Source organism: Liquorilactobacillus capillatus DSM 19910 (assembly GCF_001434915.1).
Classification (GTDB): domain Bacteria; phylum Bacillota; class Bacilli; order Lactobacillales; family Lactobacillaceae; genus Liquorilactobacillus; species Liquorilactobacillus capillatus.
The window spans coordinates 19,984-37,332 of the sequence record NZ_AZEF01000041.1 but is presented as its reverse complement, the minus strand read 5'-3'; the positions used below and the strand labels follow the sequence as shown (position 1 = coordinate 37,332).

The 17,349-nt window shown below is 37.7% G+C and carries 16 protein-coding genes; 12 read left to right on the top strand and 4 right to left on the bottom strand.

Annotated features, from left to right (window positions below; genetic code table 11):
• Window positions 1–219: 219 nt before the first annotated feature.
• Window positions 220–1,791, top strand: a complete 1,572-nt coding sequence (locus FC81_RS08770; RefSeq protein WP_057745848.1) for an Nramp family divalent metal transporter — start codon at window positions 220–222, stop codon at window positions 1,789–1,791.
• Between the two features lie 46 nt (window positions 1,792–1,837).
• Window positions 1,838–2,266: a universal stress protein gene (locus FC81_RS08765; protein WP_057745845.1), complete on the top strand. Its 429-nt coding sequence runs from the start codon at window positions 1,838–1,840 to the stop codon at window positions 2,264–2,266.
• A gap of 105 nt (window positions 2,267–2,371) precedes the next feature.
• Here FC81_RS08765 and FC81_RS08760 read toward each other — a convergent pair whose 3' ends face one another.
• The 4 genes from FC81_RS08760 to FC81_RS08745 all read right to left on the bottom strand — a co-directional run bounded on the left by FC81_RS08760 (window position 2,372) and on the right by FC81_RS08745 (window position 6,680).
• Entirely contained in the window at window positions 2,372–2,614 is a 243-nt protein-coding gene (locus tag FC81_RS08760) for a GlsB/YeaQ/YmgE family stress response membrane protein (protein WP_057745842.1), read from the bottom strand.
• A 199-nt stretch (window positions 2,615–2,813) separates the two neighbouring features.
• A complete protein-coding gene (locus FC81_RS08755; protein WP_057745839.1) occupies window positions 2,814–3,032 on the bottom strand; it encodes a CsbD family protein in 219 nt (72 codons plus the stop codon).
• Between the two features lie 159 nt (window positions 3,033–3,191).
• On the bottom strand, window positions 3,192–3,860 hold the full coding sequence (locus FC81_RS08750) for a class A sortase (protein WP_057745837.1): 669 nt from the start codon (window positions 3,858–3,860) through the stop codon (window positions 3,192–3,194).
• Between the two features lie 81 nt (window positions 3,861–3,941).
• The gene (locus FC81_RS08745) at window positions 3,942–6,680 is read right to left on the bottom strand and encodes an HAD-IC family P-type ATPase (RefSeq protein ID WP_057745834.1); all 2,739 of its coding nucleotides are present in this window, start codon (window positions 6,678–6,680) and stop codon (window positions 3,942–3,944) included.
• A gap of 284 nt (window positions 6,681–6,964) precedes the next feature.
• Between FC81_RS08745 and FC81_RS08740 the strand changes: the two genes are divergently transcribed.
• The 10 genes from FC81_RS08740 to FC81_RS08695 all read left to right on the top strand — a co-directional run bounded on the left by FC81_RS08740 (window position 6,965) and on the right by FC81_RS08695 (window position 17,320).
• On the top strand, window positions 6,965–8,404 hold the full coding sequence (locus tag FC81_RS08740; RefSeq protein ID WP_057745831.1) for an MFS transporter: 1,440 nt from the start codon (window positions 6,965–6,967) through the stop codon (window positions 8,402–8,404).
• 259 nt (window positions 8,405–8,663) lie between these two features.
• A complete protein-coding gene (locus tag FC81_RS08735; RefSeq protein ID WP_057745828.1) occupies window positions 8,664–9,782 on the top strand; it encodes an ABC transporter ATP-binding protein in 1,119 nt (372 codons plus the stop codon).
• Window positions 9,742–10,698 carry a carbohydrate ABC transporter permease gene (locus tag FC81_RS08730; RefSeq protein WP_057745825.1) on the top strand — a complete coding sequence of 319 codons (957 nt, stop codon included), beginning with the start codon at window positions 9,742–9,744 and terminating at the stop codon, window positions 10,696–10,698. The genes FC81_RS08735 and FC81_RS08730 overlap by 41 nt, the downstream gene beginning before the upstream one ends.
• Entirely contained in the window at window positions 10,698–11,528 is an 831-nt protein-coding gene (locus FC81_RS08725) for a carbohydrate ABC transporter permease (RefSeq protein WP_420806353.1), read from the top strand. Before FC81_RS08730 ends, FC81_RS08725 begins: the two co-directional genes overlap by 1 nt.
• On the top strand, window positions 11,525–12,889 hold the full coding sequence (locus FC81_RS08720; protein WP_057745823.1) for an ABC transporter substrate-binding protein: 1,365 nt from the start codon (window positions 11,525–11,527) through the stop codon (window positions 12,887–12,889). Before FC81_RS08725 ends, FC81_RS08720 begins: the two co-directional genes overlap by 4 nt.
• Before the next feature lie 50 nt (window positions 12,890–12,939).
• A complete protein-coding gene (locus FC81_RS08715) occupies window positions 12,940–13,644 on the top strand; it encodes a glycerophosphodiester phosphodiesterase (protein WP_057745821.1) in 705 nt (234 codons plus the stop codon).
• Window positions 13,645–13,868: 224 nt separating this feature from the next.
• Window positions 13,869–14,321, top strand: coding sequence for an Rrf2 family transcriptional regulator (locus FC81_RS08710; protein ID WP_057745818.1), 453 nt, complete (start codon window positions 13,869–13,871; stop codon window positions 14,319–14,321).
• A gap of 326 nt (window positions 14,322–14,647) precedes the next feature.
• The gene (gene trpX / locus FC81_RS08705) at window positions 14,648–15,652 is read left to right on the top strand and encodes a tryptophan ABC transporter substrate-binding protein (protein ID WP_057745815.1); all 1,005 of its coding nucleotides are present in this window, start codon (window positions 14,648–14,650) and stop codon (window positions 15,650–15,652) included.
• Window positions 15,649–16,554 carry an ABC transporter permease gene (locus tag FC81_RS08700; RefSeq protein WP_057745810.1) on the top strand — a complete coding sequence of 302 codons (906 nt, stop codon included), beginning with the start codon at window positions 15,649–15,651 and terminating at the stop codon, window positions 16,552–16,554. Before trpX ends, FC81_RS08700 begins: the two co-directional genes overlap by 4 nt.
• On the top strand, window positions 16,541–17,320 hold the full coding sequence (locus FC81_RS08695) for an ABC transporter ATP-binding protein (protein ID WP_057745807.1): 780 nt from the start codon (window positions 16,541–16,543) through the stop codon (window positions 17,318–17,320). The genes FC81_RS08700 and FC81_RS08695 overlap by 14 nt, the downstream gene beginning before the upstream one ends.
• Window positions 17,321–17,349 lie beyond the last annotated feature (29 nt).

Here is a 17,349-nt window from a genome sequence, read left to right as displayed (position 1 = left end):
TTATCTTCTACCTTAAAGTAGCATAAATAAGTCCAACATTCTCTTTACAGGACTTTTCTACTTTTCTAAAGAAAAGATTTTCATCTTTTTAAGGCTATCCCAAAAATATTTTTCACAACTTTTTATTTTGTAAGGCAGACCTAAAAAACATTTTCAATACTTATACTTTAGGTGTACAATAGTTTTTGAGCTCATGAAAATTGAAAGGTGGTATTTATTTTGAGCGAAAACAATTCAAAGCCAAGGAAACATAAGCTGATAGAATATGCTAATGGTCCTTCGCTAGAAGAAATTAATAGTACAGTTACAGTCCCAAGAGGAAAGGGATTCTGGAGAACACTTTTTGCCTATTCTGGTCCAGGTGCCCTAGTTGCCGTTGGTTATATGGATCCAGGTAACTGGTCAACTTCTATCACTGGTGGACAAAATTTCCAATACTTACTAATGTCCGTTATCCTGATGTCAAGTTTGATTGCGATGCTTCTTCAATATATGGCAGCTAAACTTGGGATCGTGAGCCAGATGGACCTTGCACAAGCAATTCGCGCAAGAACAAGCAAATCTTTAGGTGTCGTGTTGTGGATCTTAACCGAGTTAGCTATTATGGCAACCGATATCGCTGAAGTTATTGGTGCTGCGATCGCCTTATATCTTTTATTCCATATTCCATTAGTGGTCGCTGTTTTCGTTACTGTATTCGATGTTTTATTATTGCTCTTATTAACTAAAGTTGGATTTCGTAAAATTGAAGCAATCGTTGTTTGTTTAATTTTAGTTATCTTAATCGTTTTTGTTTACCAAGTTGCCTTATCTGATCCAAGTTGGGGTAATGTCATTAAAGGTTTAGTTCCAACAGCTGATACTTTCTCAAGTACTAAGAGCGTTGGTGGTGAAACTCCTTTAACAGGTGCATTAGGAATCATTGGTGCTACTGTTATGCCACATAACTTATACTTGCATTCAGCCGTTTCTCAAACACGTAAAATTGACCATACAAAAGATGAAGAAATTGCTCAAGCAGTTAAATTCTCTGCATGGGATTCAAATATCCAATTAACAGCTGCTTTCTTCGTTAACTCACTCCTCTTAATTATGGGTGTTGCAGTTTTCAAGACTGGTGCAGTTAAAGATCCTTCATTCTTTGGATTATTCCAAGCTTTATCTGATACTTCAACATTAAGTAACGGTGTCTTAATCAGCGTTGCTCGTTCTGGTATCTTATCAACCCTTTTTGCTGTTGCTTTATTAGCTTCAGGTCAAAACTCAACCATCACTGGTACCTTGACTGGTCAAGTTATCATGGAAGGTTTCGTTCATATGAAGATGCCATTATGGCTACGTCGTTTAGTTACACGTCTTATCTCTGTTATCCCTGTTTTGATTTGTGTTACAATGACTAGCGGAGAGAGCGCTATCGCTGAACATACCGCATTGAATAACTTAATGAATGATTCTCAGGTCTTCTTAGCCTTTGCTTTACCATTCTCAATGCTTCCATTATTGATGATGACTAATAGTAAGGTCGAAATGGGTGAACATTTTAAGAACTCACTTTGGGTCAATATCTTAGGTTGGTTCTCTGTTATTGCCTTAACCTTCCTTAACATGAAGGGCTTACCAGACCAGATCGAAGCTTTCTTTGGTGATAATGCTTCAAAAGCTCAATTAGCTGTTGCTGATAACATTGCTTACGTCCTAATCGTTGGTATCTTAGCATTATTAGCTTGGACTATCTACGATTTGTATCGTGGTAACCGTCGAATGGCTGCAAAATTGGATGACGCTGAATAATTATAATTGCTATACTTCAGTAAATGAATGGAGTTGAATTAATACAATGGAAGATTTTAAAAAGATCCTAGTAGGTGTTGATGATTCTGCTGATGCTTTGCTCGCATTTCGTTATGCTTTAAAAAGAGCTAAAGATGATAAAGCTGAATTAGTTATTGTCTCAGTTCTCGAAAGCCAAGAAATGAACGTCTTTGAAGCTTTAAATAAAGATTATATTCATGGTGAACGCGAAGATCTAGAGAAACATATCCTTAAGTACCAACATGAAGCTCAGGCAGCTGGCGTTGAAAAAGTTAGCGCTGTTGTTGCTGAAGGTGAAGCTGGTGAAGCAATCGTCAAGGATGTTATTCCTCACGTTGAACCTGATCTGCTGATCATTGGTTCTCAGTCTAAGAAGGGTTTAGCTAAACACTTTGGTAGTCAAGCAGCCTATATGGCTAAATATGCTCCTATCTCTGTTTTAGTTATCCGTTAAACAACGCCTTCTTACTAAGTAAGTTTTAGAAAAGAAGCCATACAGCTTAAGCTATATGGCTTCTTTTCTTTATCATATTTTATATTGTCATGCTATTTAAAATCATTATGAGCGTGATAAGAAAAATGAAACGACTAAAACTAAAATAATTGCTCCTATCACCGAAGGAATAATAGCCATTCCTGCAACTTGCGGTCCCCATGAACCTAAGATCGCTTCACCTACGGCTGAACCTACTAAGCCAGCGATAATATTGCTAATCCAGCCCATTGACTTACCCTTATTGGTAATTGCTCCAGCAAGTGCACCTATAATCGCTCCAACGATCAAAACCCATAACCAATGCATAAAAACTCCCCCTATCTTATTTCTTCAAATAAAAAGCCAGCTTAAATCTCTAGTTATTCGGACTACTCTCTCGCTCTTCAGCTTTTTCCGACTTTTGTTGTATCTCCTTCTACAAAAACAGGACAAAACTAGTAATAGCGTTGTCCTCTTAAGTTTTTATCTATTTTTCAAAAGTCAGCATGCTCATGGTATGCTTAATTTATTTTTTGTCCTTTTTATCGACTTTTTCTTTTAGATCGTCGACAGCATCTTTAACTGCATCCTTGGCATCGCTTAACTTCTCTTTTGCTTTACCTAGAACTCCTTGAGCTTTTCCTTGTGTTTCACGTGCCTTATCACCGGTTGCCTTACCTTCAACCTCTTTTGCTTTACCAGCAACTTTATCTTTAGCACTATCGATCTTTTCTTTTTGACTCATAGCAGCAACCCCTTTCATAGTTCAAACTAGTTAAAAGAAATAAGCCACCCACAAATACACACTAACTATGGCTTATCTTCCTTAGCTTCTATTAAAAGGTTAACATTGGATAATATTAGAAGCAATAATACTGCTCATTTAACCATAAGAATAGCTAACCTAGTCAAAAGCTTTAGTCTTATTTAAAGGAATGCTTTTAAGTAATTCTCCTTGAACAATGATCCGTCGGTTTTCACCAGCTTGTGCTGTTAAACAGGTTACAAGTGTCACCAATTTCTTTTCTGGGACATCGTCAATCCATTGAACTTGATACTCATCAACCACTTTCTTCATTATCACTCGATATTCGTATGCTTGTTTACCATCTGTTAGATAAATCATCGTACCATTTTTAACTTTTGCTAGTGGTGAAAATAGAACTTTAGGATTATTCATGTGATGACCAGCCAAAGCATAATTCCCCTGTCCCATTTTTTCAGCTGCCTTCATTGTTCCTGTTCCGCGTAACAAATTTTCATTACTCAGCCCATAAAAAATAGCTAATTTAAGCTTAACAGTGGGGATCGCCAGCATTCCAATTGCTTGTGTATCATCTTTCCATGCATTTTTTACGGCCGAGATTCCCGCTGGCTTAACCTTTTTAAAATTAAAACTTGTTTTTTTCTTATTGATTTTGCTAATCGACTGTATCTTATGTTCCACCGCCGTTTGCGTCATATTAGTGATAACCATATTTTTAATTTGTTCATTAAAAATTAGAATTATTCCTACAGCCATTAAAACCACTAACAACACTAATTTGACTAATGCTACCCTCTTCTTATCCATTATCTACCTCTTATTCCTAAAACTATGTAATAGAAAAAGCAAAAAAATACCAAATTAAGCACTTTCTTGCTTTCTATAAAACTATTTTCGCTGTTCCTTTTGTAAAGATAAACGGTCAACAAATGCACGCCCGTACTTAACTACTTCTGTTACAACCAGAACAATTATACCAGCAATAATTGGGACCAACCAGCCGGCTGTCCATCCCGGTGCTGTTGTATGGAATATTTCTTGCATAAACGGCAGGTAAATTATTCCCATTTGTAAGACCACTAAAACAGCGATAATATAAAATGCCATTTTATTTTGGAAGAAGTATCGTGAAAAGACCGGGTGCTTATTACGCATATTAAAGAGATAGAAAATCTTTCCAAAAATAATCACGTTTAGAGTCATCGTACTACCCACAACCTCTGACATCCCCTGTTTAGTCATCAGGTTGTATGCAAGCATTCCCAAACTTGAAATCAGCAATGAAACATAAGCGATCTCTATTACATCCACTTTTCTTAAGATCCCTTGGGTAACTCTCCGCGGTCCACGCGCCATTATACCTTTTTCTGCAGGTTCAAAGATAAAAGCAAATTGGATCGTTAATGCCGACACCATATTTATCCATAATAACTGAGTTGGATACAAGGGCATTGTTTGATCCAACAAGATACTCATCACAACAATCAACCCTTCAGCAAAACTTGTTGGTAGTAAAAAACGAATCGTTTTACGAATGTTGTCGAAAATATGTCTACCTTCTTTAACAGCTGTTAGAATAGTTGTGAAGTTATCATCAGCTAAAACCATATCAGCCGAACTCTTAGCAACATCCGTTCCTTTAATTCCCATTGCTACTCCAATGTCAGCCTGCTTTAACGCAGGAGCATCGTTGACACCATCCCCCGTCATTGAAACAACATGCCCTCTTTTTTGTTGGGCTTTAACTATTTTCAACTTATCACTGGGCGTTGTTCGCGCAAAAACAGTGTATTTATCAATTTCTGCAGCTAAATGTTCTTCTGTCATCTGATCAAGCTCCGGCCCCGTAATAACATTAACCTTATCTGCTAAATTCAGTTGTTCAGCGATTGCCAGCGCAGTGTTAGGGTCATCCCCAGTAATCATCTTTACTTTGATCCCTGCATACCTAAGCTTGCGAATCGCATCTGCTACTTCTTGACGCGGCGGATCGATAATCCCCACTAGACCTACTAAGTGAAAGTTCTGCCCGATATCAGCGGTAATGATCTTATCTGTCATTTCTTCTGCTGTTTGATAACCTAGCGCAACTACTCGTTTACCCTGCTTAGTCAATCGCTCCATCTTAGCTAGCCATTGTTCTTTTATAAGTGGACTATTATGCTGTTCCATCTTCTTAAAAAGTGTTTGCGGAGCACCCTTGACCATTAAGACTTTTTGTTTATTAAGTAGTGCTAACCGTGCTGAATAGCGAAAGGCTGAGTCAAATGGTAATGAATCGATTTCGTTTACAGTTGGAGCTACTCCTGTAAATTTATGGAATAAACCGGTCAGCGCTCCATCTGTTGGCTCTCCAGTCAACACCCATTGCCCTTCTTCTTGGTGGAAAGATGCATCTGTTGTTTGTCCCGCGATTTGAATCAACCATTTTAATTCATCATTTTCTTTCCAATTTACCTGTTGTCCATCTGTTTTTTGAATTTTCCCAGTTGCAGCATAACCTACACCTGAAACTGTATACTGTTCATGAGCCGTTATGATATCCGTTACCGTCATCTCATTTTTAGTTAATGTTCCCGTTTTATCCGTATTAACAATATCAACAGCTCCTAAAGTTTCAACGGCAGGCAGAGTCTTGACAATCGCTTTTTGACGAGTCAATTTACGTGTTCCCATGGCTAAAACAACTGAAACACTGGCAGGCATCCCTTCCGGCATTGAACCAACAATCATTGTAATGACCGCAATTAAGAGTACCGGTAAGGTGTATACTTGGAGAAAAGCACCTAAAATAAATAGTCCGACCGCAATCGCGACGATCGCTAAAGAAAGAAGCCAGCCTAGCTTATTCAAATTTTGCATTAGAGGTGTAGCTTTACTTTTTACTTCGACGACATCTTGCTGAATATGGCCAATTTCCGTGTCTGTTCCAGTTGCTACAACAACCCCTACCCCTGAACCACTAGTAACCGAAGTCGCAGCATAAGCCATATTAGTTCTTTCAGCCAAGGGAACTTTCTTCGCGTCGAGTGCGTCCTCGGTTTTAAGGACAGAATTCGTCTCACCAGTTAGGTTCGACTCTTGGATCTTCATATTATCTGCCGATACTAATCGCAGATCAGCCGGAACTGTATCACCAGCTTCAAGATGAATGATGTCCCCAGCAACGACCTCCTTTGCAGGCAGTTCTAGTTTATGCCCATCACGAATAACATAGCATTCTGAAACTAAAAGCTCTTTAATTTTACTGAGTGCATTATCTGCCGAAACTTCTTGAAAAAAGCCCACTAATGCATTTGCAATTATTACGGCTCCAATAACAACTGAATCAGGATAATGCTGGAGTAACAGTGTAACGATCGCCGTTGCAGCTAAGATATAAGTGATACTATTATTAAACTGTTTTAAAAACAGCAGCCAATTAGAAGTCTTTTTTGTCAGAAGTTCATTCTTACCGTTTTCTGCCAATCGATGTGTAGCTTCTGCACTAGTTAGTCCTTGTTCAACATCTGTTTTAAAATCCTTCTCTAATTCCGCTGTTTTTCTTTTCCAGAGCTGCTGTCTAGGCCCAGCATCATCACCATCATCCTTAGTACCCGTTAAATTTGACTGCTTTTCTTCCTTCATAAAAGACCATCCTTTATTATTCTATTATTCTAACCCTTACCTGCAAAATATATGTTAGACTATATTTTGCACTTGATAATACCACTGCAATTTATTTTGCAAGACTTTTAAAGGGTACAACAACTGACTATATTATAACTTACCGCTTGATAGAATGAGAATTTTTTAGCTTGCAATAATTAAACTTTCTCCATCATTCTATTCAATTGAAATTAACATCGTTTTGTTAAATAATAGTTTAGTAATTTACCCTGAATTATTAAATAACCAAAGGACGGTTCTTTATGAAAAACAAAACACGAATCTGGATCTTGATTGCTATCTTTATTGCAACTTTTATGACTTCTGTCGAAATAACGATCGTTACTACCGCACTACCTTCAATTATCAGTGAACTACATGGCTTAGCCTATCAAAGCTGGATCATGAGCACTTATTTGTTGACCACTGCCATTACTACACCAATCTATGGTCGATTAGCAGATAGCTGGGGGCGTAAGAAAGTCTTTCAGATTGGAGTAATTCTCTTTACTCTAGGGTCACTCTTAAGTGGCCTCTCTCCCTCGATCTTCTTCCTCATTTTAGCCCGTGCTTTACAAGGGTTAGGTGCTGGTTCAATTATCCCACTAACCTTTACTATTATCGCTGATATGTATTCTTTTCAAGAACGTGCTAAAATTATGGCTTTCAATAATACAGCATGGGGATTATCAGCTTTACTAGGGCCGCTACTTGGGGGTTTTCTAGTCGACACGTTAAGTTGGCACTGGGTTTTCTTTGTCAATGTTCCCCTAGGAATTCTAATCTTCTTAGTTATCAGTTTTAGATATACAGAGACTCTGGATATTAAGCATCACCTCCATGTTGATTGGCTTGGTATCTGTTGGCTTACCTTTTCCTTAGTCACACTATTAATCGGCATCCAACAAATTGAAACAGACCTTTTGATCGCCATTATCTTATTTGGGATTGCCCTACTGAGTTTTCTATTATTAGTCAAACAAGAAAAAAAGGTTAGTGACCCGTTAATTCCCTTTATTATGTTTGCTAATCCGACTTTTTCAATTCAAGTTATTACTTCGACTCTTTTAAGCGGTATTTTAATCGGGTATCAGATTTACTTTCCAATCTGGTTACAATCACTTTACCGTGTTCCAGCTACCGTCTCTGGACTTGTGGTTACCTCTAGTTCAGTTATGTGGCTCTTCGCCTCATTTCTTGTCGGTAACTTGTTGCAACGATTCTCACCTAAAAAGATTGTTTTAACCGTTGTTTCAGTACAATTTCTAGCTTATCTTGCGCTACTTTTTATTGACTCTTCTTTCCCTTATTGGGGTTTTTACCTGATTGCTGCAATTAGTGGCTTTGGGATGGGGATCGTTATCAGTCTCAATATTATGTTAAGCCAGCATCTTGTTAGTAAGGATTTGCTAGGCTCTGCTACAGCGATTATTACCTTAGGACGAACACTCGGGCAAACTCTAATGATCGGCGTCTATGGTGCTGCGCTTAACCTCTTTATCAGACTCCAGTTACATGGCTTAAGCTTTTCAGCTGTCAATAACTTTATCAGCTCAACTAATACTGTTACCGTAATGGCACAGAAAATTTTTACGCCTATTATTCTCAACTCACTACACGGTGTTTTTGGAATCGTCAACTTACTTTTCATTATTATTTTAATAATAAACTACTTAGACCCTAATAAAAAAGTTATCAACTAAACCATTATGCTTTTGTATATAATAAAAAAACCCACCGTTTGTATGGTATTGAACTTTTATCGAAATATTAAATTAGCTAGGATTACACTATTTTGGGGTGTAATCCTAGCTTTTTATATTCTAACTACTCTGATCTCCTAACTTATTTTTTTACTTATTCGTTACACGCCAAGCATAATATCGTTACATTAACTAACTATACTTGAACTGTAATTAGCTGCATAACATTACACACATCAAGTAATCAAGGAGTGATTAAATGTCTATCGAATTAAAAAATATCGCTAAAACATATGATAATAATAGTTGGATTTTAAAAGGTATCAACACTAGGATCAAAACCGGTGAGTTTTTTGCAATCGTCGGTCCTTCTGGTTGCGGTAAAAGTACTTTGCTACGTATGATCGCTGGTCTTATCCCTATTTCATCAGGTGATTTGCAAATCGACAACCATTCTGTAACTAATCTTCCTCCATGTGATCGTAATCTAACCATGGTTTTTCAAGATTACGCATTATTCCCTTTTCTTGACGTAGAAGCCAACGTTGGTTTTGGTCTTAAAGCACGGAAAATGGATGTAGTGAAAATTGAGGAACGAGTTGCAAATGCGCTTGCTTTAGTTGACTTAACGGCGGTAAAAAAACGAAAACCACGAGAATTATCTGGTGGTCAGCGCCAACGAGTAGCTTTAGCTCGTGCCATTGCAAGTGATGCTAAAATTTGTTTGATGGACGAACCTCTTTCTAATCTTGATGCTCAATTACGCGGTAAAATGCGTTCCGAGATTCGTGAATTACAGCAACGGCTCGGCTTAACCTTGATTTATGTTACTCATGACCAAATCGAAGCTATGACTATGGCCGATCGTATTATGGTCCTCAATGAACAACAAGTACAACAAGTTGGGTCTCCTGCAGAAATTTATCAATATCCAGCGAATTCATTTGTTGCTACTTTTTTTGGGACTCCACGTATGAACCTCTTAAAAGCTCATTGCACTCAAATACATAATCATAGCTTAGTAATTGATCCCCAGCTAAGCTTTCCAACGCCCTTTGATCTTCCTGCAGGTGACTATTTTATTGGTATCCGTCCCCAATCCTTTACTATTGTAGCTCAAATATCCAAAGCTAATGCGACTATCAAAAATATTGAATACTTAGGAACTGAGTTCATTGTATATGTCGAACTTGATAACGGCGCAAAGATTCGGATAGCTGCTGCAAAGCAATCCTCTCTCTCACTTAATGAGCGTATTCTAGTTAAAACTCCAGAAGATTTTCTTATTTTTGATCATGCTGGTAGAGCAATCTCATCTATGAAAGGAACTCAAAAAAATGGAAGAACAACTAAACAAGCAGTTCAAACCGCTCAATAAAATTGCTATCCCCAAGTTGCAAAAGCTTAAAAAGATTGGCTATGATGTAAACGCTAAGGATAAAATATATGCCTTTTTGTTTTTAGGACCTTCCTTACTGATTTTAAGTATTTTTGTTTTCTATCCCATGCTGCGAACTCTTTATCTAAGCTTTTTCTTAACTAATACTCTTGGCAAACCGACTGTCTTTGTAGGCTTTAATAATTATGTCAATCTTCTAACCTCCAGTACCTACCTTAATAGTTTGAAAGCAACGATTACCTACGTGATAGCTGTGTCAATGCTAACATTAGTCTTGGGAATTCTACTTGCCCAAGCTGCCTCTAAGAAAATTGCCGGTATAAATTTTTTCAGAACTATTTTTTCAGGCACAATGGGTGTTTCTGTTTCTGTCGCAGCTATTTTCTGGTTATTTATCTTCAATCCTTCTGTAGGTCTGCTTGATCAAGTAACAACTTTTCTACATCTCCCCACTATCAATTGGTTAACTCAACCTGGTTGGGCCATGTTAGCCGTTATTATTTCAACAGTTTGGATGAACCTTGGTTTTACTTTTCTAATTTTCTTTGGTGCGCTTCAATCTGTGCCTAAATTTTTGTATGAGGCTGCAGAAATAGAAGGGGCCTCTAAGTCTTATCAGTTCTTTCACATAACGTTTCCTATGATTTCTCCCACGATCTTCTTTATTTCAATTATCACTCTTATCGAGTCATTTAAAAGCTTTGGCTTAATTGACCTGATGACTGCTGGTGGACCGGACAATGCTACTAACTTGATGGTTTATCGTATTTATCAAGACGCTTTTCTAAGTGGCAATTATGGTTCTGCTAGTACTCAATCAGTTATTCTAGCAATCATTATTTCTTTATTCACATTAATGCAGTTTAAATTATTAGAGAAAAAGGTGACTTACTGATGCTTAATAATATGAAAAAATCAAAGAAAGACCTTTTGTTGCAATACACAGGGCTTACTATCTTGGCAGTCATCATCCTTATTCCTTTCCTTATTGGTTTTTGGACCAGTTTTCTTCCAACAGAAGAGATCTCCAAAGGTATATTATGGAGTAATCATATTTCTTTAAACAACTATATAACTGCTTTCACACAAACACCCATTATCCGTTACTTATTTAATAGCTTTATCATCTCCTTTTTAACGATGATTGCCCAAATTTTATTTTGCTCCACAAGTGCATATGCTTTTGTTTTCTTAAAATTCAAAGGGCGTGACTTATTATTTTATGCTTTTTTAGCAACGATGATGCTTCCATTTGAAGCTGAGGTAATTCCTAATTTTGCAACTGTCCGCAGCCTCAACTTATTGAATCATTATTCCGTAATGATTATCCCCTTTTTAGCATCTGCTTTTGGAACATTTATGCTGCGCCAAGCATTTTTACAGATTCCAGGTGAATTAAAGGAAGCTTCCGATATCGAAGGATTATCTCACTGGAAATTTTACGCTAAGATCGTTCTTCCATATTCACGTATTAGTCTCTATACATTAGCTGCATATAGCTTTCTCACTAGCTGGAATCAATATCTCTGGCCTATGCTAACAACTTTCAGTGATAATTTTCGACCGGTTCAAGATGGACTACGGCAGTTGCAGTCGCAAGAATCTTTTAACAATTGGGGCATGATCCAAGCTAGTGCTGCTATCGTAGTTATACCAACACTGATCGTTTTATTTTTTGGACAGCATTTCTTTAAGAACGGATTAAATGAAGGAGCTTTAAAATGAAATATTTACGTCATTTTTTAGAATTTACATTCTATATTCGAAAATTCTTATTAGCAGCTCTTATCTTTCTTGCAACTGTTAGCTCTTTCGGCACTCAAGCTAGTGCTAAAACACGTACGAAAATAGTTTTTTGGCACGAAATGACTGGTCCCGCACAAGTACAGCTTAACAAATTTGTTAATAATTATAACCAGAGTCAAAGTAATTACACTGTTATTCCCCAATTTGAAGGAAATTATAATGAAGCTGTTCAGAAGATTTTGAATACCCATGGGACTAGTGCTTCGCCCGCTCTTTTTCAATCCATGGATATCTCGACTAACCAAATTGCCAGCAGTGGTTACACGACTCCTGTTCAAAAATTCATTAATGAAGATAATTATGACGTTAGCAAAATTTCTTCTATTGCACGTGCATTTTATTCCCAAAATGGTAAACAACTTTCCATGCCTTTTAATACATCTCAACCTGTGTTGTACTACAATGCTAGCCTCTTAAAAAAATATAAGATAACTCCACCACCAGTAGACCCAAGCTACAGCGATATAACTCGTGTTGCAAAACAGCTTTACCAACATTCTGACAAGAAGGTCAAAGGGCTCAGTATCGAAATTTATGGGTGGTTTTTTGAACAATTCCTTGCCAATTCTGGAACATCTTTAGCTAATAATAATGATGGTCATAGTGGTACTCCAACTTCAGTAAGTTTTGATAACCCCGCAGCTATTGCAGCCATGAAATGGATTCAAACAAACATAAAAAACGGTTCATTTATGAACTATGGAGCTGGTACAAATGCTTCGACAAACGAAATGGCTAGTTTTCTATCTGGTAAACTAGGAATGTTCTTACAGTCATCCGCCAGCATAAGTCAATTAACTGCAGGTACCAAAGATAAGATCGGCGTAACTTACTACCCGCATCTTGATAATAAAAAAGCTAATGGTGTATCCATTGGCGGTGCATCACTATGGATCTCAAATGATAAATCTTTGCAAGAACAGCGAGGAGCATGGGAATTCATCAAATATTTAATGAGCCCCACAAATCAAGCTTCTTGGCAAAGTGCTACTGGGTACCTTGCTCTCAATAAAGGCTCTCAAAATGAACCTGTCCTACAAAAACTTTACCAACACTATCCCAGCAGTAAAGTTCCCAGCCTCCAGCTAAGTAAGACTAGCCCGAATAATACCAACTCAGGTGTTTTCATGCAGGGGCTGATTCAAGAAAGAACGTCTGTTCAAACAGCAATGGAACAGATATATAATGGTGGTAACATTCGACAAGCATTGCAGGAAGCTGAGAACTCAATGAACAGCGCTGTAAAATCAGCTAATAAAGCTAACAAAGTTCAAAATTAACTACCTATGAACGCTGTAAATATCTATCCAATCAATCAAGGAGTGATTTTATGTTAAAACATACCTTAATCTTCGGTCATCGCGGCTGCCCACAAAAATTTCCTGAAAATTCACTTGCTGGCTTTAATTATGGTCTTCAACACCACATAGATGGAATTGAGTTTGATGTCCATCTAACCAAAGATAATATTCCCGTCATTATGCATGATGAAACAGTTGACCGCACAACTAATGGAACTGGGGAAATTGCATCTTATACTTTTTCTGAGCTACGTCGTTTCAATCTCAAAAATGCTGAACCAATTCCAAGTCTTGCTGAACTACTGAAACTTGTTGCTCAGCAACCTGTACATCTTAATCTCGAATTTAAAACTGATAAAACAAACTATAAACATATTGAAGAGATCGTATTAGCATTAGTTAAAAAAACAAAACTTAGATTTCCCATTATCTTTTCTTCCTTCAACCTTACGACCTTGAAAAACTGCTACCAAATTGACCCACAACAACAATACTGCTGGTTAACTAAAGATTTAGTTGATAATGCTGCAGAATTTGTTAGAGAAAATAACTTAGCTGGCTTACATCTCCAGCATTATCAACCAACAAATATTTTGCAACGCCTATGGACGATTGACAATAAAGAAGACGCACGCCACTTATTTCAACTAGGCGTCGCTGGGCTAATTACTGATGATTTTGAACAGATGCATGCACTACAAGAACAACTGTATTCTTCACAAGAAGCTATTTAAATTGCATTAATAAATTTCAAATATAAATTCAAAATAAGCTTCAAAACCACTTTTCTTATTCAAAAAAGTTGTTTTGAAGCTTACATGTTTTTTTATGAAGTTAGCTACTTTTGTATTATCTAAGCATAAAGCACTTTAAAAAACAGCTACTCTGGTTTTGTTTTCAGCATCTTTTATGCTATTATTACTTTAAAAGTAACAACTATGAAAGGAGATGCCTCATATTGGCTAATAACCGTCTAAGTGATTTAGTCCACATTCTAGTCTTTATCCAGATGCACTCTGGCAGCAAACTAACCAGTGATTTTATCGCCAGCAGTCTAAACACTAATCCAAGTTTAGCTCGTAGAATGATGAGTCAGCTGAAAAGAGCTTCCTTATTAGAAACTACCCAAGGCACCGCTTCGCCCCATCTGACACATTTGCCTACTAAAATAACCCTTTTTGACGTTTATATGGCGACCCAACCAGATGAGCCACTATTGAAAGTTGATAAAAATACTTCCCAAAATTGCGCTGTTGGGCATGCTTTACCTAAAGTTCTTAATAAATACTATTTGGATATTCAAAGCACAGCTGAAGCTAAAATGCGCAAAATAACTATTCAAGATATTATTAATGACGTTAAAATGGATATTGAACATCACAGTAAAGGTGCCACAACATTTGATTATTAGCTCTAAACAAATTCTTTTAATAAAAATATTGACAATTCCTCACCATTTTCTTATACTATCTTTAATAAGTTTCAGGAAGGACGGATAAAAATGCGAAAGTTAATTACTGCTAATCTGAATAGTTATTGGCAAAGCCGGCATTGCTGGTTGTAATTCGTTGTTACGGATGCAATCTGGCAAACAGTTTGTATCTGTGCCGACTAACTTTCGTATGTTACGAAGTCTGCATGGGTCTAATACAGCAGGCTTCGGTTTTAAGGGCAAAACCAGAGCTTACTGGTTTGCCCTTTTTCTTTTGCCCTATTAACGATAATGGAGGACTTAAAATGAAAAGAATGTATACATTAATTGCTGCACTTGCTGTTTTCCTAATCTTTGCCTTTTTTACAACAAATAAAAATGAACAAGCCCGTTCAGCCAAAGCTAAGATACCTACGGTAGGTATCTTACAGCTGATCACACATCCTGCGCTTGATCAAATTCACCAAGGTTTTATTGCAGGCCTTAAAGAATACGGCTACACCCCAGGTAAGAATATTAAAATCGATTTTCAAAATGCACAGGGTGACCAGAGCAACCTTAAAACAATGAGTACAAAATTTGCTAATGAGAACGTTGATTTGATGGCAGGGATCGCCACTCCTGCAGCCCAAGCTTTAGCTAATGCAGCCAATAAAAAAACACCTGTTATTTTAGCAGGTATTACTGACCCAGTCGGTGGCGGGTTAGTTGATTCTGACAAACATCCTGGTGGCAACATTACAGGGACTTCCGGTGAATCTCCACTTAAAGAACAACTTGATTTGTTAAAACAGATCCTACCTAACGCTAAAACAGTAGGTATCATTTACACTTCCTCAGATCATGGTGGTCAGTACAATGCTAAAAAGTTTGCTAAAATTTGTAAGCAACAAGGCATCAATTACAAACTCTATACTATTTCCAGCACAAATGATATGCAGCAAGTCGCTGAAGAAGCAACTTCACAAGTAGATGCAATCTACGCACCGCAGGATAACGGGATTGCCTCAGCTATGAAAACACTAGTCAATGTTGCTAATAAAGCTAAGATACCAGTTATTCCTTCTGCAGATACGATGGTCAAAGACGGTGGTTTGGCTTCTTACGCTATCAGTCAATACGATCTTGGGAAAGTTGCTGGTGAAATGGCTGCACAAGTGCTGCGCGGCCGCAATACAGCTAACTTCCCAGTAGCATATATTACTAAAGGCAAGTATATTATCAATCAAAAAGAAGCTCAGTTATTAGGTATTAAGTTACCGCAAAATATTGTTGAGCAAGCTGAAAAAGAGGGGGAAGTTTTTAAATGAGTATGATTGTTTCCGGTATCGGTCAAGGCCTATTATGGGCCATTTTAGGGGTCGCCCTTTTCCTGACTTTTAGAATTCTTAATTTTCCTGATATGACAGTTGAAGGAACCTTTCCTTTAGGTGCGGCTACTGCTGTTACTGCCATTTCCCATGGAGTTTCACCGCTTTTAGCAACTGGTCTAGCTTTTATAACTGGTGCTCTAGCTGGATTGATTACTGGTTTACTTTACACGAAGGGAAAAATCCCCATCTTACTTGCTGGGATCCTTGTCATGACAGCATGTTTATCGATTAACTTACGTATTATGGGTGGTGCCAACGTTTCACTTCTAGGTAAAAAAACTATTTTTAGTAGTCATTTTTTACAATCATTACCTAAATACTTTGACAGTGTTTTTGTCGGCCTCTTAATGATTGTTATTGTGACAACCCTGCTTATTTTATTCTTGCAAACTGATCTTGGACAGGCATTCATCGTTACTGGGGACAATCCTGTAATGGCTCGTTCTTTCGGTATTAATACCGACAATATGACCATCATGGGCTTGATGCTTTCAAACGGTTTGATCGGTCTTGGCGGTGCATTGATTTCACAAAATAATGGTTATGCCGACATCAATATGGGAATTGGAATTATCGTTATCGCCCTTGCATCAATAATCATCGGTGAAGTTGTTTTTGGTGAATTAACCTTAAATCAACGGTTAGTAGCAGTTGCACTTGGTAGTATTCTCTACCGTTTTGTTTTGCTGATCGTTCTCCAGCTCGGTTTCAGTACTAATGATTTGAATTTATTATCCGCGATTATCTTAGCTCTGTGCTTGATGCTCCCTAGCCTCAGTAAAACTTTAAAGTTAACACATGTCTTTCCAAAAGGAGCTGGTAGTAATGGAACAAAATAATATCCCTATCCTTTCCCTAAAAAATATCGTAACTTTTGTCAACCAAGGAACACCTTCCGCGACAATGATTTTAAAACACTTGAACCTTGACGTCTTCAATGGTGATTTTATTACTGTTCTCGGTTCTAACGGCGCTGGAAAATCAACACTTTTTAACACCATTGCTGGTACACTGCCCCCTACCAGCGGTCAGATTTTACACATTGGCAGTGATATTACAGGTGAATCTGTTGAAAAAAGATCGCGTTTTCTAGGACGTGTCTTTCAAGATCCTAAACTCGGTACAGCACCTCGAATGACTGTCGCTGAAAACCTACTTTTAGCCACCAAGCGTGGGCAGCGTCGTAGCTTAGCCTTACGGCAGTTGAAACAGAATATGCCAGCCTTTAAACAAGCAACCGTCTCCATGAATAATGGCCTCTCTGAGCGGTTAAACACCGCAACCGAGAATCTTTCCGGCGGGCAGCGTCAGGCGCTCAGTTTCCTCATGGCTACCCTTAAACGGCCTGATATCTTGTTGCTGGATGAGCACACAGCTGCATTGGATCCAAATACCAGTACTCAGCTGATGGAACAGACTAACAAAAAGGTCCTTGACCAAAAATTAACTTGTTTAATGATTACCCATCACTTAGATGATGCGCTTAAATATGGCAACCGTTTAATCGTTTTAGATAACGGTCAAGTTAGATTCGATGTTCGCGGAGAAGAAAAAGCTGCGCTAACAAAAGAAAAACTACTTAGTTTTTTTGGTGATATTGCTTAAATAACTTGATAAAAAAGGACTACAGCGAG